The sequence below is a fragment of the Anoxybacillus sp. FSL W8-0382 genome, from assembly GCF_038003845.1.
Classification (GTDB): domain Bacteria; phylum Bacillota; class Bacilli; order Bacillales; family Anoxybacillaceae; genus Anoxybacillus; species Anoxybacillus flavithermus_G.
This window is the reverse complement of sequence record NZ_JBBOPX010000001.1, coordinates 324,081-343,943: the sequence shown is the minus strand read 5'-3', so window position 1 is coordinate 343,943 and position 19,863 is coordinate 324,081. Positions and strand designations below refer to the sequence as shown.

The following is a 19,863-nucleotide window of genomic DNA, read 5'->3' as shown; positions in this document are numbered from 1 at the left end:
CCTCTAATGAGTAAATCTTTTTACGTATTCAACGTATGCAATGCGAGGTAGGCTGTTGTATGATTTTTATAGAAAATTTTTAGCGAAGGAGATAAACATATGATCGTTCGTTATTCCATTGTTGCGCACGGTCGCGTACAAGGTGTAGGGTTCCGCTACTTCGCCCAATATGAAGCAAGAAGACGGGGGCTGACTGGTTGGGTAAAAAATTGTGATGTCGACCATTTAATCGAAATAGAAGTGCAAGGAGAAGTTGAACGTGTGGAGGCGTTTGTCGATGAAATAAAAAAAGGACCGCCATTTGCGCGTGTGGAACGAATAGAACAATACGCCATTCCTACAGTTCCTCACGAAACTACTTTTCGCATTATATATTGAAAAAAGCTGACTGATGTCAGCTTTTTTCATGACAACTTGTGCCGCACGATCCTTTGACAGAGCAAGCCGCACATGTTCCACGCTTACTTTTTTGAATGAAACGAAAAATCGTCCATGCTGCGTATCCAAAAATGACTGATCCGATAACAATATTCACAACCATATATATCCCTTCCTTTAGAAGCCAAGCAAGCTTCCGCCTTGGTAAATCACAAATGAAACAATATACGCCAGTACGAGCGCATATCCAATGGAAAACATCGTCCATTTTCGTGAACCTGTTTCTTTGTAAATCGTTGCAACAGTTGCTAAACACGGAACATATAGTAACACAAATACCATAAAACTAAACGCAGATAAAGCTGTAAAATGCGAGGCCATGAGCCCTTGAAGCGACTCAACATCAGGCACATGATAAATAATGTTCATCGTCGACACAACGACTTCTTTAGCTAAAAATCCGGTCAACAGTGCTGCTCCAGCTTGCCACGTTCCAAATCCAAGCGGTGCAAGTAACGGAGCAAGTACACCACCAATCATCGCCAAAAAGCTATCGTCCATGTTTACATTGATACCATGCGGTCCAACGTAAGATAATAGCCAGATGGCAACAGAACCGCCAAAAATGAACGTCCCTGCTTTTTTCACAAATCCTTTTCCTTTATCCCACGTGCTACGCCATAGCGCTTGCCATTGCGGCATACGGTATGGTGGCAATTCCACGACAAACACCGATGCTTCTTCTTTTAAAATCGTTAACGAAAAAAGTTTTGCAAGTATAAGTGCGAGTGAAACACCAAGAACGTATAAAGAAAGAACGACAAGTGCCTGATTTGCCGCAAAAAACGCACCGACAAACAAAGCATATACAGGCAAACGTGCCGAACAAGACATAAGCGGTGTTAACAACATCGTCACGAGCCGCTCCCGTGGTTGCTCAATCGTCCGTGCCGCCATGACGCCCGGAACATTGCAACCAAACCCAATAATGAGCGGGATAAACGCTTTTCCATTTAATCCGACCGACTCCATTAATCGATCCATGACAAGCGCTACACGTGCCATATACCCTGAATCTTCTAAAAACGAAATAAAGAAAAATAAAATAAAAATTTGCGGAACGAACACAAGCACGCCGCCTACCCCTGCGATAATGCCATCAACAACGAGCGCACGGATAAATTCAGAAGCACCGATCGCTTCTAGCATCGCCGTCACCGAATCGGTTAACGGACCTGCAAAAAACGCATCAAGCAAATCGGAGAGCGGTGCCCCGAGCCAATCAAATGTGAGTTGAAATAATATATACATCGCTAGTAGAAAAATCGGAATGCCGACATATTTATTTGTGACTACCGCATCGATGCGGTCTGTCACCGTCACACGCGCAATTTTTTGGCGTTGCACTGACTGTTCAATCACTTCTCTTACAAAGGAGCGACGACGTTCGTAAATGAGCTGATCAAGCGGTGTTTGCTCGGCTTGTTGCACTTCTTTTTCGGCTTGTTCATATAATGAACGCCACGTTGTTTCCGGCAATTTTTCTGCTACATAATCGCGGACGTAGCTATTTCCTTCATAAAATTGAATGGCGAGCCAACGGGCAGGGAATTTCTCCTCCGCTCCCCACGTCTCAACAAAACGTGCAATCGCTCGTTCCAACGCGATTCCGTAATATATGTGGAGCGGTTTCACTTCTTGAGACACTTTTCCCATTAACATGCGCTCCACTTGATCGCACCCTTTTCCCGTTCGGGCAACGACTGAAACGATAGGTACATGCAACGCTTCCGCTAATTTTTTTTGATCGATGGATATCCCCCTTCTTTCTGCCACATCGACCATATTTAAAGCAATCGCCAATGGCTTACCAAATTCCAATAACTGTACAGTCAACAATAAATTTCGTTCTAATTGTGACGCATCGACAATATTTAAAATTTCATCGAATGACTCGGTCAATAAAAATTGCGTCACTACTCGCTCATCTCGTGAGATCGGATGAAGCGAATATACGCCGGGCAAATCAATTATTTTCGCTTTTTTACTGCGCAAAACGCCCACCTTTTTTTCAACCGTCACACCGCTCCAGTTTCCAACATACTCATACGTCCCTGTGAGCTGATTAAACAATGATGTTTTCCCTGTATTTGGGTTACCTACGAGTGCAACATGCATCATAACGGCTTCACCTGAATGTTCATCGCCTCATGGCGACGGATGCCAACACATTGCCCGCAATTTTCAATCATAAATGGGCCACCAAGCGGCATCGTGCATTTTAAACATATTTCTGACCCCTCTGTTACACCCATATCTAACAGCCTTCTTTTTACTAAATCACTTACTCGCGATAAATCAACAATTTTTGCGCGTTCCCCAACCCGTAATTGCGTCATCGCAACCATACGTAATCCCCCAATTAATAATGATAACCTTTATCAATACACATTATAATACCATAAAAAGAAAAAATCTATCTTTTTTCACCATGTTCACAAAATGTTAAGAAATGTTAAGACGCCGATGATATCGAGATATGTTTGAAACATGCACGTATAATCGCTTCATTTGCTTTTTCGTTTTTCGCACAAAATGAAACGTCTTCACCACATATATCAACACCGAGCACGTGCTTGTAGCGATAAAGATGGTCGATATACGTCACGAGCGTCTGTAATGGCATCGTCCCTTGATCCCAATTTGTTTGGGCATCTTGTGGGCGAAGCACATCTTTGTCAATGCTAATGTATATATGTTTTGTCGGAATGGCGCGCACAATCGTCATTGGCGCGTACATCATATCGCTTTTTGGAAAGATAGTTACACATGAAGAGACGTGCGAAGTTGCTGAACCGATGATGACAATGTGTTTTAATGCTGGAACGTGTTTTTGAGCGTATGATACCCATGAGCCACATGAAAGAAGTGGAAACAACGTTTGCTCATTCATATCTGTATGATGGTCAAACAATACGAGCGTAAACGGCTCATGAAGCTGCTTAAGCAATACGTACGAAACATAATGATAATTGCCGCTACCGATAAACGTAATCCCTCTCGTGTAGCGACGAGTAAGACGGCTTTCAATTTCTCGAATGGCTTGATCATCACAATATAAATTCGTTCCTTTAATGTCATACATATCGATCCACTCATGAGGAAAACGAAGAAGATTTCGCTGCCACGTATACGTATCGTCGAAGTTTAAAAACGTTACACTTGGATGCATATTTCTTCCCACCCTTGTGCAAGTTTTCTCTTCAACAAAATTATACAAACATCTTATCAATACATACAACGACGTTTTTGGAGAAAGTATTAACATATTCGTCACAAGTAAATACTAGTACCCCTTTATCTATTTAGTTACTTGTGATACAATTCACAACATGAATTAATCAAAAACGGGGCGTGTTTTGTGGATGTGCGTGAAGAAGTCGAACGCGATATGGGCTTCATTCCGGACTCAATCAACATCCCACTCGGACAATTGCGCAAACGACTTCATGAGCTTCCTAAAGATGAAACGATCTACGTTTATTGTCAAGTTGGATTACGCGGTTACTTAGCCGCACGCATATTGTCCCAACATGTCTTCCGTGTGAAAAACTTAGACGGTGGGTATAAAACATACGCAGCCGTTTATGGTGAACAACACGAACAGCAAAAGGAAGAAGAAAAACCATTGGAGAGTGGCGACGTCATGCATGTTCAAGCAACAACTACGCTAGATGCATGCGGACTACAATGTCCGGGACCAATTATGAAAGTATATCAAACAATGGAACAATTGAAAGACGGCGATGTATTACAGGTGAAAGCAACAGATCCAGGATTTGCTCGCGACATTCAATCATGGTGTAAAAAAACAGGCAACACGCTATTAAAAACGACGTTCGAAAATAAAATGTTTGTCGCCTACATTCGAAAAGGAACGGAAATAACTAACGGAACAGAAACGAAAAAAGATGGGGCAACAATCGTCGTTTTCAGCGGTGATTTAGATAAAGCAATCGCCTCGTTTATTATCGCATCTGGCGCTGCTGCAATGGGGAAAAAAGTGACAATGTTCTTTACGTTCTGGGGGCTAAATATTTTGCGAAGAAAAGACGCACCTCCTGTTCAAAAAGATATGCTTGAAAAAATGTTCGGCATGATGATGCCAAAAGGCGTTCATGATCTACCGTTATCAAAAATGAACATGGCAGGCATGGGACGAAAAATGATTCAATACGTCATGGAGAAAAAACATGTAGACGATATTGAAACATTAATGAAAAACGCCATGGCTGCAGGTGTAAAACTCGTCGCTTGCTCGATGTCGATGGACATTATGGGCATTAAAAAGGAAGAATTAATTGACGGAATCGAAATTGGTGGCGTCGCAACATATTTAGGAGATGCTGAAGAAGCAGGATTAAACTTGTTTATTTAAAAAAATCGGGCTATCTCGTCGTGGAGATAGCCCTTTCAAGTATATTCACAGGGGGATCGGGGGAATACACTTAGCATTATCCATTATGACCGTTATTTTTGATTTTATACGTGCATGCATGAAATTTTTTATGCTATTTTTCGCTTATCGATCTTTTTATTTTTCACATAGCCCGCTAGTAAAATCAATGCGGTGACAACAATAAGAAATACGAGCGATTGCGAACCATGTGAAACAGCGATCCATTTTTGTAACTGTTCATCCTTTAATAACATTTCCCCTGCTGTCCATGCTAAAATACCTGAGCCAACGTACGGAATCCACTTATATTTTTCCATCGCCAACACAATGGCCTTTGATCCGAAAATCATAATCGGAATGCTGATCGCGACACCAAAAGCAATCATGCCAATATGCCCACCAGATGCACCAGCAATCGCAACGACGTTATCTAAACTCATGATAGCATCGGCAACGATAATGGTCCAAACGGCTTTCCATAACCGATCTGCCGCTTGTACATTTGCTTCCTCTTCCTCGTTAATTAACACTTTATATGCAATCCAAAGCAACAATAATCCCCCGGCAAGATGGACGAACGGAATTTGTAATAACAATACAATGACTGCGGCAAATAATACGCGTAAAATAACCGCTCCAGCTGTACCAAATAAAATGGCTCGATTGCGTTGTTTTTCTGGCAACCGACGTGTAGCCATCGCAATCACAATGGCGTTATCCCCAGATAAAATAATATCGATCGCAATAATTTTTAACAAAGCGACAATCGCTTCTGACGAAATGATCCAATCACCCATTACAGTTCCCCTTTTTCAATGTACTTCTCCCCTATCTTATCGCGAAGCTCGTCTACATTCAACTTTTGTATTCCGACATATATGTTAAATTCTCTCTCTATTTTTACAAAAACTGATCGTTGTAATGTATTTGTAACATAATTTAATGGCTATGTAACAATTTTTCGACATCTTTTTTGCTATAATGTACTCGTCCATGGAACAAGTCTTTTGGAGGTTCAAGCAATGAAAAAAGTTCTGGTCACTACCGCTCTCTTCATGTTGCTATGTTTCACGTTTTTTGCAAACCCTTTCAAAACAGAAGCTGCCTTCTCAGCTAAAACGCTTATCGCTGAAGCACATAAAGTTATTGGCACACCGTATCGTACAGGAGGAACGACACCGAAAGGATTTGACTGCTCTGGTTTTGTTAGCTATACATATAAAAAATAGGTGTATCGCTTCCACGTTCTTCTGGCGCGATGTATACGAAAGGGCGTCCTGTTTCTCTGAACCAATTAGCACCGGGAGACTTACTATTTTTCAAAACATCGAAACATAAAGGAATCTCACACGTTGCCATTTATATTGGAAAAAATCGTATGATTCATGCTACGTCCAAAGGAGTTAAAGTAGACTCGATTCACCAATCTTACTGGAAACAACGTTTTGTTGGCGCTAAACGATTATAATGCGAAGGCGAGCACTTCATGCCGAACGTCTTTTCGACGCGGAGTGCTTGCTCTCGACAGTAAAGCAGGGAATGTTCCCTGCTTTTTTTCATGATTTTTTCATTTTCCCCCCGCATTTTTTCGATATATAATGTATGTAACATGGGGATGATGGAGGTGCTTTTTGTTTACATCATTTGTTGTTGAATGGCCGCGGCACGATGGGCTGTTTCTGTTACATACGCTGCCATTTGTTCATTCGCATCTTTTAAATGTTCTACTGTTGCACTCACCTCTTCAAGCGAAGCGCTTGATTGTTGAATGAAAACTGAAAAATCGCTGATGGAACGGTCCATTTTTTCTCCTTGTTTCTCTAACTTTTCGCTAATGATAAAAAAGTGTGATAGCTGCTCTTGTAAGTAAGTTAGCGATTGATATAGCTTTTCGAAGTAAGCGTTGACTTCACTTGTCAACGTCTCATTTTTTGTCAGTTGTTCGCTCGTTTCATCCATCCGCTCCAGCAACTCATTATTGCTTTCATTCACTTCTGACAAATTGTGAACGATTTGTTGTGTCGTCTCCTCCGTCAACACAGCTAGCTTGCGAATTTCTTCAGCGACAACCGCAAATCCTTTTCCATATTCCCCTGCGCGTGCTGCCTCGATTGTCGCATTTAATGCCAATAAGTTCGTCTGATTTGTAATTTGATTAATTTTTTTTGTTAACTCATTTGTACTCGCAATTTTGCTCGTTAACGCATTTAATGTTGCCCTTGTGGCATGAATGACTTCGCGAAACTTTTCTGTATGCATCAATAACAAATGCATTTTTTGTATGCCCGCTTGCGCCATCTCGCTCGATTGCGAGGAATGCTCCTTTAATTGTTTAGACGTTTCATAAATTTGCTCACCCATCGCTTTCGCTTCCGCTACTTCATTGTGTATATCGATGACTTGCTCGCTCTGCGCCTGACCCGCTACCGCAGCTTGACGAATCGCTTCTTTCATTTCTTCTTGCGCTTGCACATTTTGAAGTACTTTTTGGTGAATATGTTCGACGTTTTCAATAATATGCTTTACTTGTTGTTCGAGCTCATGTCTTCTTGCTGTTTGTTTTTCTTTTTCCTCGTGCGCCTGCCCAACGTGTTCAACAAGTTGATGAAATTGCTTACGGCTTAGATATAGCAGCACAGAAAGCGCGATACCGATCACCACATAAACAATAAAAACCGTATGTCCTGTCTTTTGAAATACTTGCTGAAAAGAAGATGGAACAAGTGCACCGACAACTAAAATGATAATGCCAAGCAGAAGTCCTGTTACAAACAACGTGCGATTCAAATGCAATACAGATAACACAACTAAACAAAAAGCGAGTGCGATCGTTCCTAAACTTCCCCCTGTCGTAAATAAACTACCTAATGTCGCAGAAAATAATATAAAAATAATAAAATATGGATAGATGTGTTCGTACTTTTTCATCTTTTTTAACGCCATATACACGAGGGCATTTAGAACAAGACTGCCACCATAAAAGGCAATCTTCTCAACTTTCTCTCCAATCAAAATAGGCCCGACTACACCTGTTACTGCACTAAGCGTGTAAATAAGAAACAAGAAAAAATTTTTCTTCCTCAGTTCTTCCATTTTGAGTTGCTCGATGAAATCCACACAACCTTCCCCCTTCTTCTTTTTTCTATAAATATATCAAAAAAATAAGAATATAGTAAGTATTATTCTGAAAATTAGGAATATGTCCATATAAAAAAACATCGCATCAATGACGGTGCCTTTCATAAGGACGTTCTTGGTAAAAATAATTCGGTTTTACAATTGTATTATCATAATATTGGTGAAAAATGTGCGTCGTCGCTGGGGATAGTGGTGGAATAAGCCAAGTCCAACTGCCCGTTACTTTCCTTCCTGCTTCTTGCTCTTGCTGTTCAAAACGTTTAAACTGCTGAGCCGCTGTATGATGATCGACAATACTTACCCCTGCTTTTTTATATGAGTATAGAACAGCGATATTTAACTCGACAAGCGCTTGATCTTTCCATAATGTACTATTTCTTGACGTATCAAGCCCCATGCATGAAGCAATTTTCGGAAGCATGTTGTATCGGTAATCGTCAGCGAAATTGCGCGCACCAATTTCTGTTCCCATATACCATCCGTTAAATGGAGCCGCTGTATAACGGATGCCGCCAATCTCCAAACACATATCTGAAATAATCGGCACAGCATACCATTTAAGCTGTAAATCACGAAACCACGAAAACGTCGGATGCTCAATCGGCACTTCCAGCACAATATCCTTTGGAATCGGAAATAACTTCGGCTCGCGACCATCGACTTGGATGACAAGCGGTAAAATATCAAAGTGCGTTCGATCCCCTCTCCATCCTAGCTGTTCACACGCTTTCGTGAATGAAATGGACGATGAATCACCGATCATTCCATGCTCTGTTTCGTAACCAGCATAGCGAATTAACTGATGATTCCAAATGCGCACTCGCTCAGGACGAAAAATCGTAATGGTCGGACGGATTTTCCCACCGTTTGTCGCAAATTCGATGTGATAAAACAGCCGCTCAACAACATCCTCTTCCCGCTCAATCGTACGCGCATCAAACACGTGAAGCGTTTGCCAAAATAGACGCCCGATACAACGATTGCTATTGCGCCATGCCATACGCGCTCCGTGCTCAAGTTCTTCGTACGTATGTTCATACGTCCCTGTTTGTTCAATTTCTCGCTTCACTTGTTGCAACCGCTCATATATTTCATCATCGTTTTTTCCTAGTTCTGTATAACATAACGTAATAAATTGTTCCGCCTCTTTCCATAACATATGCCATCACTCCATGTTCGTATCTTCTTATACAATACACCATGTATGAAGAAAATGAAAAGAAGGAGCATGTCGTTTCCTGTTTCGCTCTTCATTCTTATCATTTATAATAGTACTGGGGAACGGTCTTTATCTGTACTGCCACATCAAATAAAGCCTCTCTTCGACACACGACATGCCACACAGCTGTTTCCCTTTCTAATTTCCCACAAGAAAGGAGGAAAACGATGGAGCAAATGCTACAACGCATTTTGGACAAGCTTGAAAACATAGAAGCAGAACTCGCAGAAGTTAAAGCGAACATGGCAACAAAGCAAGACTTAGCGCTTGTCCAACAAGCAGTAATTGAAACAAATGAAATCGTTAAAAAAATAGAAAGTAGAAGCGACAACCATGAGAAACTATTGACTTTTCTTTCGCATCGCTCTCTTGAACATGAGGCGGCTATTTGTAGCAGTCGTTCCATTTTAACGAAATAAACGAGGGAAGCTCCCTCGTCTATTCAATATGATTTAAAACATATTCATCTCCTTTTCGAACGATAACGACATAAAAAGGAACTTCCGGTGCAGAGAAATATATATTCCTCTGCATCCGAATGTCCCTTCCATTCATTAAGGAACCATCCATGAAAGTACATTTGACTGTAAGAACGTTAAAATGCCAATTAAAATGATTAAGAAAATACTATGCTTCACAGTAAAGCGGAATAGATCGGATTCTTTGCCAGCTAATCCTACCGCAGCACAGGCAACTGCAATTGATTGTGGAGAAATCATTTTTCCGACAACCCCACCAGATGAGTTCGCTGCTACCGCAAGCACTGGATCCATGCCGAGCGACGTCGCTGTTACTTTTTGCAAGTTTCCAAACAACAAGTTTGATGATGTATCTGAGCCGGTAATAAATACACCAAGCCAACCTAAAAACGGCGAGAAGAAAGCAAAGAGAGAGCCTGTTTTCGCCAATGTCATCCCGAGTGTTGTGCTCATGCCAGAGGCGTTTGTCACATAGGCAAAGCCGACAACCGAAGCAATAGTGACAATCGGGAATCTTAATTCATTAAGCGTTTCACCAAACGTCGCAAACCATTCACGCCAAGAAATACGAACGATAAATTTCGTAACAATCGCTGCAAATAAAATTGCTGTTCCTGCTGCTCCAAGCAACTCTAGTTTATAAACAGCTAAAATCGGTTGGCCGCTCGCGTTCACAATTTTATTGCTTAATCCAGGCACTTCCGGCATAAATGTTAACGAAGAACCTAATGTATTAAGCGCTTTCAATAACGCGTTCGTTCCTTCGTAATGTCCTGTTAGCGCCGCTTTTACTTGTGGAATTCCCCAGATAGAGATAAACGCTGTTAATACTAAAAATGGAGACCACGCCTTAAATACTTCACCACTTGTATGTTTTGTTGATGTGGCGAATGTAGCACGCGTTTCACTCTCAAAACGATACACGCTTTTTGGCTTCCAAACTTTTAAAAACACAGCTAAGGCAACTAGTGAAACAAGTGCCGATAAAATATCTGGTAATTCTGGCCCTAAAAAGTTTGAGCTTGCATATTGAGTAAGCGCAAACGAGATACCAGATACTAAAACAGCTGGCAATACTTCGACTGTCTTTTTCCATCCAGCCATAATTAATACGAGATAAAACGGAATAAATAACGACAAAAATGGCAACTGGCGACCGACCATTTTCGAGATTTCCATCGCTGGAATGCCCGTCGGACCAGCAACAGCAGTAATCGGAATTCCAATGGCTCCAAACGCAACTGGCGCTGTATTAGCAATTAAACAAATACCAGCTGCATATAAGGGATTAAACCCTAATCCGACAAGCAATGCCGCAGAAATCGCGACCGGTGCCCCAAATCCAGCAGCTCCTTCCAAAAATGCCCCAAACGAAAAAGCAATCAACAACGCTTGCAATCGACGATCTTCCGTAATCGACAAGACCGAGTCGCGAATCGTATCAAACTGTCCTGTTTTCACAGTCAGTTTATATAAAAAGACAGATGTAATAATAATCCAACCGATTGGCAATAACCCGTATACTGCTCCTTGCGTTGCCGACATCACTGCCATACTAACCGGCATTTTGTAAGCGATTACAGCAATGACCAAAGCAACGGCTAGCGTCGTCACTCCCGCTATATGTCCTTTCATTCGCTTCACTGCCAACGCCCAAAAGAAATATAAAATCGGAATGAGCGCAACAACCGCTGACAGTGCCAATTGATCAGCAACCGGCGTAAAATCTTGCTTCCACATAAAAACCTCCCCTTTCTGTTTTCACCGATTTCTCCCATGATAAAACTGATTACTTAGTCGTCTGATGACCATATGACTGCTGTTGATTCAAATTATAGAAGCAACGCCTAAAAAAAACAAGACAAAAAAGAAATTTTTTCGAAATTTCTTTTAGCGAACAGTGCCAGGCACTATTCGCATCTCAAAAAAAGGGTGTCCCGCTGCATCCAGGACACCATCGACTCCAACCAATCAACCTGTTACAATGCCTTCTCTTTCTTTTCTTCCCATCTCTTATATCCATTTTCCCAGAATTCCGCGTTCTTGATTCCGTATTTCGACGCGTTGAACTCCGGATCTTTCCCTTGCTTCAGCTGTTCTTCGTAATCTTTCAAGGCCATATAGGCCGGTTTAAACAACAACAAGATCGCAATCAAGTTGAGCCACACCATGATACCAAGCCCGATGTCGCCCATCGCCCACGCCGTCGTCGCCGTTTTGACCGTTCCATAGAACGTGGCCGCCAAAAAGACGAGCTTCAAGGCAAAGAAGGCCGTTCCCCTCTTTTCACTGCGCACCAAATAGGCGAGGTTCGTCTCGGCAATATAGTAATACGCGTATATCGTCGTAAACGCGAAGAAGAACAGAGCGATCGCAATAAAGGCCGACCCGAATCCCGGGAAGAGCGTGTCCACCGCCGCCTGCGTATACCCTGCGCCTGGTTCCACCCCTTTCAAATTCTCGACAATCGTCTCTCCCGTTTTTTCATTGATCACATTGTATTGACCTGTAAACAAAATCATCAGCGCCGTCGCCGTCACGATCAAGAACACGTCCAAATAGATCGAAAATGCCTGCACAAGCCCCTGCTTCGCCGGGTGGGACACTTCCGCCGCCGCTGCCGGGTGGGCGCCCGTCCCTTGCCCCGCTTCATTCGCATAAAGGCCGCGTTTGACCCCCCACATCACCGCCGAACCAAGAATGCCGCCAAACACTTGATCAGCGCCAAACGCGCTTTTGAAAATCAAACCAAACACATCCGGGACTTTTTCAATATTGGCCGCAATAATGGCAATCGCGACCAACAAATAGCTAACTGCCATAAACGGCACGACAATTTCCGCCGTTTTCGCGATCCGCTTCACTCCGCCAAAAATCGTAAAGCCAAGAACGGCAATCACGAAAATTCCCGTCACCAATTTCGGAATGCCAAACGCATTCGAAAAGCTGTCGGCAATCGAGTTTGCTTGAATTCCCGGCATCAGCACCGCCATCGAGAGAATAATCGCCGCGGCGATCACCACCGCAAACCATTTCCAGCCAAGGCCTTTTTCAATGTAGAACGCCGGACCGCCGCGGTATTGTCCGTCTTGTTCCTCTTTATAAATTTGCGCTAGCGTCGACTCGACATACGCGGTCGCCGCTCCGATAAAGGTGATCACCCACATCCAAAAGACCGCGCCCGGCCCTCCATAAGCAATCCCCGTCGCCGTCCCGGCCACGTTCCCGACGCCAATGCGGCCGGACAACGACATCGTCAACGCCTGGAAAGAAGACACCCCGGCCTCAGAGCTTTTCCCCATCGTCACAAGCCGGATCATCTCTTTCACATGGCGGATTTGCAGGAAACGGGTGCGAATGCTAAAATACAAACCGCAACAAACAATGAATGCAATCAAAAAAGGACTCCATAGCCACCCGTTCACCGTTTCTACAAGCTTTTCAATCAACCCAACCCCTCCTATGCAAGCTGATTATTTTTGTTGTACAACACACAACTTGAATAATATTATAAATATTACACATTTCAGCTTCAATAATTTTTTCATATATCATTCTTTTTTGCATTTTCTTTATATTTCCTGCGCTTGTCCTCGTATAGAAAAATGAACGACTTTCTTCGCTTTTTTTAAAAATAACTTTGAAGCCCAAAAATGATAGATGAGGCAAGACAGAGAAATCCGCCTCGAACGGTCCCCTAATGCCAGTCCTTGAGGCCTTGAGCGCGAGCCCCATCTCCCCCAATGATCCCCATCTGAATCGCCGCAAACGCAAAGCCGAACATACAGAACAGCGTGTTCGTCTTTGGCTGTTGTTACATATAGCCGATGAGAAACACGACAAAACCCGCTAATCCGACCGATGCGACGAAGAGGCCAAAGGCGATCCGTTTCGCGGCTTTGCTCTTTTGGACAACACCATACACGAACAACACGATCGACATGACCAACAAAAGCAAAATGAGAGACGAAATGCTCACGTTCAGCGCTCCTCCTTATCGTGCACTGCCCCTAGGAAAGACAGCGTTTTTCCATCCGTGCCATCATGGCCGTGATTCATCCATCCCCAATAGAACCACTTCTCGGTTGATGACATCCACCGCTCACGCCCCCACAATATCTTCTGAATTTCTGTTAATCTCATCGATAATGCTAATGATCCTCCGCGCGTCGTCCATGTTGTCTTTAAAGAGTTCAACAATGCTGCCGACGGTTTTGAACGGTTCTTCCTGCAGCACCCGCTTGTCCATGACCCCGTTTTTCACAAAGTAATCGACGATCAATTTGACAAAACGGCTTTGTTGGATGTTCAACCGTTCGCTTGATAAAAATTCGGAAAACGCCTCGTTGGCGGCCTGCGGGTCAAGGCCGACAATTTGACGGACAAGCTTTGTAATCGGTGTGTCTCCGAATTCTCTTTTATAATCTTCCTGTGTGCCAAGCTCATTCCAAAGAATATGCTCCAACGTTTTTAAGTCTTGGACGGCTAGCTTTTTATTATTTCGCAACTTGTAAATGGCCATCTGGTCGCGGTGTTCGTGCAGATAATGTTCAACCTTTTTCCGATAATTTTTCAGATCATTGACATTAAACATCGGGCCGTTTTCTTTGACTTCTAAAACTTGGTCTTTAAAGTTCGTATAGTAAATTTTTTGCGTTTCTTTTTCAAGGAATTTGACTAAACCACGCAACGCTTCGCGAACGGCTTCCAATTCGAAAATATCGACTTCGCTCCAAAACTCTTCCGTCTGTACTTTTTCAATAATGTATTTTTGTTCCATCACTTGAGGAATCGAACCTAGTTTCGATAATGCCTCTGCAGTACGAATCACACTCCGAATCGGCTTTGTGGCATTTTTCGTTTGCAGTTTTGCCAACTCAATCGTGTACATGAGCAAATCAAAACGTTTCGCAAATTCATCATCATTCAACGGAACAATCAGCGGCGAAATATGTTCTTTAATTTCATTGACATCCATCGCTGTTAAGGAATCCCACTTGGCTCGATTTTTAAACTTATGCACATATTGAATATGTTGGCGTACACGGAAGTTTTCTTCGTTTAACTTATTGATTTCCGCCAGCACCTCGTCAATTAATTCATTGCGATGGGCAATATACTCTTCTTCTTGATATTGTAAATGCTGCAGTTCTTTAATGATTTCAATTTTGGCGTTAAATAGACGCTCCGTTAAGCTTTCCACCGCTTTTCCTTCGATTCCTTTTGGATTTTCGCGGAAAAACTCGAAGTTGCCGCAATAGTCAAAAATAAGGAAATGCGTTTTATCTTGTCCGACTCCGAATAAGTCTTTGCATAAACGGGTTCCGCGCCCGATCATTTGCCAAAACTTTGATTTGGATCGTACTTTCTTGAAGAACACAAGGTTGACGACTTCCGGAATATCGACTCCAGTATCGAGCATATCGACCGATACCGCAATTTGCGGCCATTTGTTGCGGTCGGAAAAATCATCGATTAATGTTTGGTAGTAGTTCACGCTGTAATCAATGACCCGTGCAAAGCCGCCCCTGTATTCAGGGAACAATTGATCAAAGCGCTCCACAATCCGTTCCGCATGGCGATGGTTTTTCGCAAAAATAATCGTTTTGCCGAGTTTGTCTCCTCCTTCGACGCGAATTCCTTTTTCCATTAAATCTCTGAGTACCGTATCAATCGTATCGTCATTAAACAGCCATTCATTTAACGCGGCACTGTCAATATCCTCGCCTACTTCCTCATCAAATGTTTCTTCATATCGTTCTTTTTCTTCATCCGATAACTCATCGTAATGAATGCCTTCTTCAAGAAATTTAAGCTTTGTTTCAATCGTCCGATAATCGACTAAATAGCCGTCCTGAACGGCTTGATCTAACTCATAGGCATAGGTCGGCACACCGTTTTCTAAATCAAACACTTCATACGTATTGCGGTCAATTTCGTCTTTTGGTGTGGCGGTAAGCCCAAGCAATATCGCGTCAAAATAGTCAAAAATTGCTCGGTACTTCTTATAAATACTGCGATGGGATTCATCGACGATAATTAAATCAAAATGCCCGACGGTAAAGAGGCGTTTGCCGTCTTTTCGTTTCGCTTCGTCAATCGCGTTCATCATTGTCGGATACGTCGAAAACACCATCCGGCTTTCCTCTGGATTATCTTTGTTATCGAGCAAATTGCAAAGCGTCAAATTCGGAAGCAAATGGCTAAAGCTATTTTTCGCTTGCGTTACCAGTGTTTTGCGGTCTGCTAAAAACAAAATATTTTTTACCCAATTGTGGCGAGTGAGAACATCGACAATCGAAATCGCCGTCCGGGTTTTGCCGCTCCCTGTTGCCATGACAAGCAACGCTTTGCGCCGTTTGTTCTCGAGCGCGTCGCAGACTGCTAACACCGCTTCTTTTTGGTAATAGCGGTTTGTAATGTTGTCATTGATTTGCACATTTTTTAGCGGCTTCTTCATCGTCCGACGATCAATAAGCAAGCTTAATTCTTCCTTATTGTAAAAGCCGGAAACTCTCCGCGCCGGATAGTTAAGGTCGTCCCAAATATACGTTTCAAAACCGTTTGTGTAAAAAATGATTGGACGTTGGCCGTGCATCTTCTCAATGCAGTCGGCGTATAGTTTGGCTTGTTGCTTTCCTTTGTTCGGATCAGCGGTTGTCCGTTTCGCTTCGATGACCGCCAACGGCTTCCCGTTGTCGCCAAAAAGGACGTAATCGACATAGCCGACTCCTTCTTGATTCGGCATGCCAACCACAGGATATTCCACAACAACATCCTTTTTAAATTCCCAACCCGCCAGCTTCAAATCTAAATCAATATATTTCTTTCTTGTTTCCCATTCGCTTAGTTCATCGACTTGGAAGTGATATTCTTTTGTATTCGCTTCCCGTTTGGCGGTGAGAAGAGCGCGGAGCTGTTCATTTTCTTTCATCATTTCCTCAAGACGCTTGTCTTTCGAACTTAGCCGTTCGTATAAATCTTTTAATTCTTCCGGACGCTCGCGCTTTTCCTCTCCGATTGGCAATAACGATTCATCAAAATCCATAGCCGTATATTCATCTGAATAACAATAATCAATCCAAGACACAAACTGATGAAGATGATGCAGGGAAAGAATCGCTTCTTCCCTCGTAATCATCGAGTTCGTATGAACGGCGACATTTCCCAGTTTGACAATGTAACGCAACAACGGCAATAAATCTTCATCAATAATGGACAAAAAGCCGTTGTCATGAATCAAACTGGAAAGATTATCTTGATACGGAACTTTCAAAGCGCTGTCAAAGCTGTACACCCACTTAACGGCAAGCTCCAGCGCACGGCGCGTCAAAATCGCGCACGTCGCCGGACTCACAACTAAACTTTTCTCCGCCTCTAAACACGCATTCGTAAAGTTCTCATAATGAGGTTTTCCTATTAGAAAACTAAAGTTGGATAACAACAAACACCCCTCCCCTGATCAAACCGATATGAATTTCCTTTACATGCATTAATCGTTGAATAATTCTCCCTTAAATGCACGTTGCATGAGGGAGTTGAAATTTTTTTCTAGCTCTCTCAAGCTTTTGTGAAGAATTGACTTCTGGGAATCAATTTTTTTTACTATTTCAGAAAATTTGTCTTGCAAATCTCTTGGCGGCAACGGAATTTCCATATTTCTTATATCCGTTAAAGACAAGAACTTTTGTGTTCCCCCACGTTTATTTTTATTGAGAATATAATCAAGATAATGTGAATCCAGTAAATATTTTAGGTATATATTGACCACAAGAGGATTATTAAATTTTATTAATGCTACATTCTTTATCGCAAAATTTGGCTGTTCATCAACAATAATTGGATTTCCGATTGTACCAATCATCGGCATAATAATATCTCCCACATCAACCTTAGACCTCTTATTAATATTTATAAAGTCTTCTTCCGAGATGTAGTTTACATTACTTAAATCTATTTTCCCGTTTTTAATATTTTTAGAAGTTACTAAAGGATAACCGTTTGGAACATACTTAGGCGAATCGTGTGTTCCATCCCTTACATCTGCAATATCTTTAAGTGGTCGTCTTTCCCATGTTTTATTGGCAACAGGATCGCCAAACATTTCCAAAAACACACTTTTTGTTAACTGATCTAACGCTTCAATTTGGGCTTTTCGTTTGTCAATGAGTTCTTGGGCTTTGTCTAAAACGTCAACAACTTTGAGTTGATAATCTATCGGAGGTATCTCAATTTGGAAGTCTGAAAATTGCCTTTTATTAATAATTGGAACTACAGGTGCATTTGCTATACGCTGAAGTTTTTTCCTATAATCCCATATTTTATAAGCTAAGTACTTTTCATTGACTATATTTTTATTAGGGACAATAGCATTTATTTGTTGATTAAATGCAGCTATTTCTTGTTTTAGTATACCAACTTTACCTATAATTCCAATACATGTAACTAACACGCTGCCTTGTGGCAAAATGCGAGCATGTTCAGCACCTTTATTAGATAAGTACTCTTTCGATTCGTTTAACATTGTTATTCTATCTATATACAAATCATCGGGTTTGATAAACATAACATCCTTTGAATCATAAAACTCACTATTACTTTTACTAGGTGTATTTCCTGTAATTACTTCACCTATATCTTTTAACTTATATGTTCTAAAATTCATAGAACTTCACACTACCCTCTAATCATCTTTTTCAACTCTTGTAATCCTTGCATAATCTCTTTTTCCAACGTCTCCACTTTTTCAAGTATCACACTTGGCGCTTCATACTGTACCTCTTCATACTCAATCTCTTTATATTTGTTAATCGAAAGGTCATAGTCGTTTTCACGAATTTCTTCCACCGGCACAAAGAACGATTGCTCTGTCCGTTTCCGATCTTTTTCTGCTTCACGGTTATGGAAGCGCGCAATGATGTCCGGAATATCGTTTTCTTCAACCGGGGTGCGCTTGTCGTCCAATGAGTAGCCATCGGCTTTCATGTCATAGAACCATACTTGATCCGTTCCGCCGACTCCTGTTTTCGTAAAAATCATAATCGCCGTTGAAACACCCGCGTATGGTTTAAACACACCGCTTGGCATGGAAATAATCGCTTCTAATTTATGATTTTCCACAATCTCTTTGCGGATATCTTTATGCGCTTTCGAGCTGCCGAACAATACCCCATCTGGCACGATGCAGGCACAGCGTCCGCCTGTTTTTAAGATGCGCAGGAATAAGGCCAAGAATAAAAGCTCTGTCTTCTTTGTTTTAACGACTCTTAATAAGTCGCTGGAAACGGCTTCGTAATCCAACGAGCCTTTAAACGGCGGATTGGCAAGGACAAGGGTGTATTTGTCTTTATCTTTGTTTTGCTCGGATAATGAATCACGATATTCGATATTTGGATTTTCAATGCCATGGAGCATCATGTTCATCGCGCCAATCCGCAACATCGTGCGGTCCATATCAAAGCCGTAGAACATATGGTTATTAAAATGTTCTTTTAAACTTTGCGCTAAAAATAAGTCACTGCGATGTTTGCGCAAATATTCGCCCGCTGCGACTAAAAACCCTGCGGAACCGGCGGCCGGATCAACAATAATATCTTCCGGTGTTGGTTTGACTAACTCGACCATCATCTTGATAATGTGACGCGGCGTGCGGAATTGACCATTTGTTCCCGCTGTCGCGATTTTGGATAGCAAATATTCATATAAATCTCCTTGTAAATCACGGTTCTTCATTGGGAGTTTATCAATGCCGTCCACAATTTTTGAAAGCATTTGCGGCGTAGGAATCATAAAAATCGCATCGCCCATATATTTGGCGTAGGCAGAATCTTTATTGTCATGAAGATTTTTAATAAATGGGAATACTTCATTAGAAACGATTTCGTACATTTGAGTAGCTTCTAAGTTTTTAAACTTGCTCCAGCGCAAGTGCTGCTTATCTTCAGGAAAGATTCGTTCAAAATCAATACCTAACAGAGCAGCCTCTTGTTCATTTTTCGTTTCCACTTCATCAAGACCTTTAATAAACAAAAGGTATGTAAACTGCTCAATAACCGTCAGCGGGTTCGTAATTCCGCCTGTCCAAAACGTTTCCCATATTTTATCGACTTTGTTCTTTAATTCTCCTGTAATCATATATCTGCCTCCTTATTATTTCCAAACTTAATTATACCTGAATCCGTGACAAAACA

General features: G+C 41.9%; 15 protein-coding genes and 2 pseudogenes. 4 read left to right on the top strand and 13 right to left on the bottom strand.

All coding sequences use genetic code 11. From position 1 onward, the window contains the following. The first annotated feature begins 99 nt into the window (after nt 1–99). Nucleotides 100–378, top strand: coding sequence for an acylphosphatase (locus tag NSS60_RS01850; protein WP_004888848.1), 279 nt, complete (start codon nt 100–102; stop codon nt 376–378). A 16-nt stretch (nt 379–394) separates the two neighbouring features. Here the strand turns inward: NSS60_RS01850 and NSS60_RS01845 are convergent, their stop codons facing one another. From NSS60_RS01845 to NSS60_RS01830, 4 genes are all read right to left on the bottom strand, one after another. Then, nucleotides 395–541, bottom strand: coding sequence for a FeoB-associated Cys-rich membrane protein (locus NSS60_RS01845; RefSeq protein WP_004888847.1), 147 nt, complete (start codon nt 539–541; stop codon nt 395–397). Nucleotides 542–555: 14 nt separating this feature from the next. Beyond that, on the bottom strand, nt 556–2,559 hold the full coding sequence (gene feoB / locus NSS60_RS01840) for a ferrous iron transport protein B (protein ID WP_340720600.1): 2,004 nt from the start codon (nt 2,557–2,559) through the stop codon (nt 556–558). Further along, nucleotides 2,556–2,786, bottom strand: coding sequence for a FeoA family protein (locus NSS60_RS01835; RefSeq protein ID WP_004888845.1), 231 nt, complete (start codon nt 2,784–2,786; stop codon nt 2,556–2,558). Before NSS60_RS01835 ends, feoB begins: the two co-directional genes overlap by 4 nt. Before the next feature lie 107 nt (nt 2,787–2,893). Beyond that, on the bottom strand, nt 2,894–3,610 hold the full coding sequence (locus NSS60_RS01830; protein ID WP_064214051.1) for an arginase family protein: 717 nt from the start codon (nt 3,608–3,610) through the stop codon (nt 2,894–2,896). A 162-nt stretch (nt 3,611–3,772) separates the two neighbouring features. Between NSS60_RS01830 and NSS60_RS01825 the strand changes: the two are divergent. Continuing rightward, a pseudogene (locus NSS60_RS01825) lies at nt 3,773–4,816 on the top strand (DsrE/DsrF/DrsH-like family protein); the annotation flags it as partial. A 128-nt stretch (nt 4,817–4,944) separates the two neighbouring features. On the opposite strand, the gene NSS60_RS01820 reads toward NSS60_RS01825, so the two are convergent. After that, entirely contained in the window at nt 4,945–5,634 is a 690-nt protein-coding gene (locus NSS60_RS01820) for a TerC family protein (RefSeq protein WP_004888842.1), read from the bottom strand. A 225-nt stretch (nt 5,635–5,859) separates the two neighbouring features. Between NSS60_RS01820 and NSS60_RS01815 the strand changes: the two are divergent. Further along, nucleotides 5,860–6,305 (top strand): annotated as a pseudogene (locus tag NSS60_RS01815) (C40 family peptidase). A 167-nt stretch (nt 6,306–6,472) separates the two neighbouring features. Here the strand turns inward: NSS60_RS01815 and NSS60_RS01810 are convergent. Together NSS60_RS01810 and NSS60_RS01805 are read right to left on the bottom strand one after the other, a co-directional pair. After that, nucleotides 6,473–7,954, bottom strand: coding sequence for a methyl-accepting chemotaxis protein (locus NSS60_RS01810; protein ID WP_340720599.1), 1,482 nt, complete (start codon nt 7,952–7,954; stop codon nt 6,473–6,475). Nucleotides 7,955–8,060: 106 nt separating this feature from the next. Beyond that, entirely contained in the window at nt 8,061–9,134 is a 1,074-nt protein-coding gene (locus tag NSS60_RS01805) for a nitric oxide synthase oxygenase (protein WP_004888840.1), read from the bottom strand. 227 nt (nt 9,135–9,361) lie between these two features. Here NSS60_RS01805 and NSS60_RS01800 point away from each other — a divergent pair, with 227 nt between their 5' ends. Beyond that, nucleotides 9,362–9,613 (top strand): hypothetical protein, encoded by a 252-nt coding sequence (locus NSS60_RS01800; protein WP_128356909.1) that lies wholly within the window; start codon nt 9,362–9,364, stop codon nt 9,611–9,613. A gap of 135 nt (nt 9,614–9,748) precedes the next feature. Here the strand turns inward: NSS60_RS01800 and NSS60_RS01795 are convergent, their stop codons facing one another. The 6 genes from NSS60_RS01795 to NSS60_RS01770 all read right to left on the bottom strand — a co-directional run bounded on the left by NSS60_RS01795 (nt 9,749) and on the right by NSS60_RS01770 (nt 19,807). Continuing rightward, nucleotides 9,749–11,413 carry an L-lactate permease gene (locus NSS60_RS01795; RefSeq protein WP_004888838.1) on the bottom strand — a complete coding sequence of 555 codons (1,665 nt, stop codon included), beginning with the start codon at nt 11,411–11,413 and terminating at the stop codon, nt 9,749–9,751. Nucleotides 11,414–11,652: 239 nt separating this feature from the next. Next, entirely contained in the window at nt 11,653–13,122 is a 1,470-nt protein-coding gene (locus tag NSS60_RS01790) for an alanine/glycine:cation symporter family protein (RefSeq protein ID WP_088223632.1), read from the bottom strand. A gap of 365 nt (nt 13,123–13,487) precedes the next feature. Further along, on the bottom strand, nt 13,488–13,652 hold the full coding sequence (locus NSS60_RS01785; protein ID WP_015373875.1) for a hypothetical protein: 165 nt from the start codon (nt 13,650–13,652) through the stop codon (nt 13,488–13,490). Nucleotides 13,653–13,775: 123 nt separating this feature from the next. Then, nucleotides 13,776–17,117, bottom strand: coding sequence for a DEAD/DEAH box helicase family protein (locus NSS60_RS01780; RefSeq protein ID WP_340720598.1), 3,342 nt, complete (start codon nt 17,115–17,117; stop codon nt 13,776–13,778). A gap of 48 nt (nt 17,118–17,165) precedes the next feature. Continuing rightward, nucleotides 17,166–18,338, bottom strand: coding sequence for a restriction endonuclease subunit S (locus tag NSS60_RS01775; protein WP_192948612.1), 1,173 nt, complete (start codon nt 18,336–18,338; stop codon nt 17,166–17,168). Between the two features lie 11 nt (nt 18,339–18,349). After that, nucleotides 18,350–19,807 carry a type I restriction-modification system subunit M gene (locus NSS60_RS01770; RefSeq protein ID WP_340720597.1) on the bottom strand — a complete coding sequence of 486 codons (1,458 nt, stop codon included), beginning with the start codon at nt 19,805–19,807 and terminating at the stop codon, nt 18,350–18,352. Between the last annotated feature and the right edge of the window lie 56 nt (nt 19,808–19,863).

Bases quoted from the DNA above. Each gene is read 5' to 3' on its own strand.
- NSS60_RS01850 (WP_004888848.1), top strand. From the start codon at position 100: ATGATCGTTCGTTATTCCATTGTTGCGCACGGTCGCGTACAAGGTGTA.
- NSS60_RS01845 (WP_004888847.1), bottom strand. From the start codon at position 541: ATGGTTGTGAATATTGTTATCGGATCAGTCATTTTTGGATACGCAGCA.
- feoB (WP_340720600.1), bottom strand. From the start codon at position 2,559: ATGATGCATGTTGCACTCGTAGGTAACCCAAATACAGGGAAAACATCA.
- NSS60_RS01835 (WP_004888845.1), bottom strand. From the start codon at position 2,786: ATGGTTGCGATGACGCAATTACGGGTTGGGGAACGCGCAAAAATTGTT.
- NSS60_RS01830 (WP_064214051.1), bottom strand. From the start codon at position 3,610: ATGCATCCAAGTGTAACGTTTTTAAACTTCGACGATACGTATACGTGG.
- NSS60_RS01820 (WP_004888842.1), bottom strand. From the start codon at position 5,634: ATGGGTGATTGGATCATTTCGTCAGAAGCGATTGTCGCTTTGTTAAAA.
- NSS60_RS01805 (WP_004888840.1), bottom strand. From the start codon at position 9,134: ATGTTATGGAAAGAGGCGGAACAATTTATTACGTTATGTTATACAGAA.
- NSS60_RS01800 (WP_128356909.1), top strand. From the start codon at position 9,362: ATGGAGCAAATGCTACAACGCATTTTGGACAAGCTTGAAAACATAGAA.
- NSS60_RS01795 (WP_004888838.1), bottom strand. From the start codon at position 11,413: ATGTGGAAGCAAGATTTTACGCCGGTTGCTGATCAATTGGCACTGTCA.
- NSS60_RS01775 (WP_192948612.1), bottom strand. From the start codon at position 18,338: ATGAATTTTAGAACATATAAGTTAAAAGATATAGGTGAAGTAATTACA.
- NSS60_RS01770 (WP_340720597.1), bottom strand. From the start codon at position 19,807: ATGATTACAGGAGAATTAAAGAACAAAGTCGATAAAATATGGGAAACG.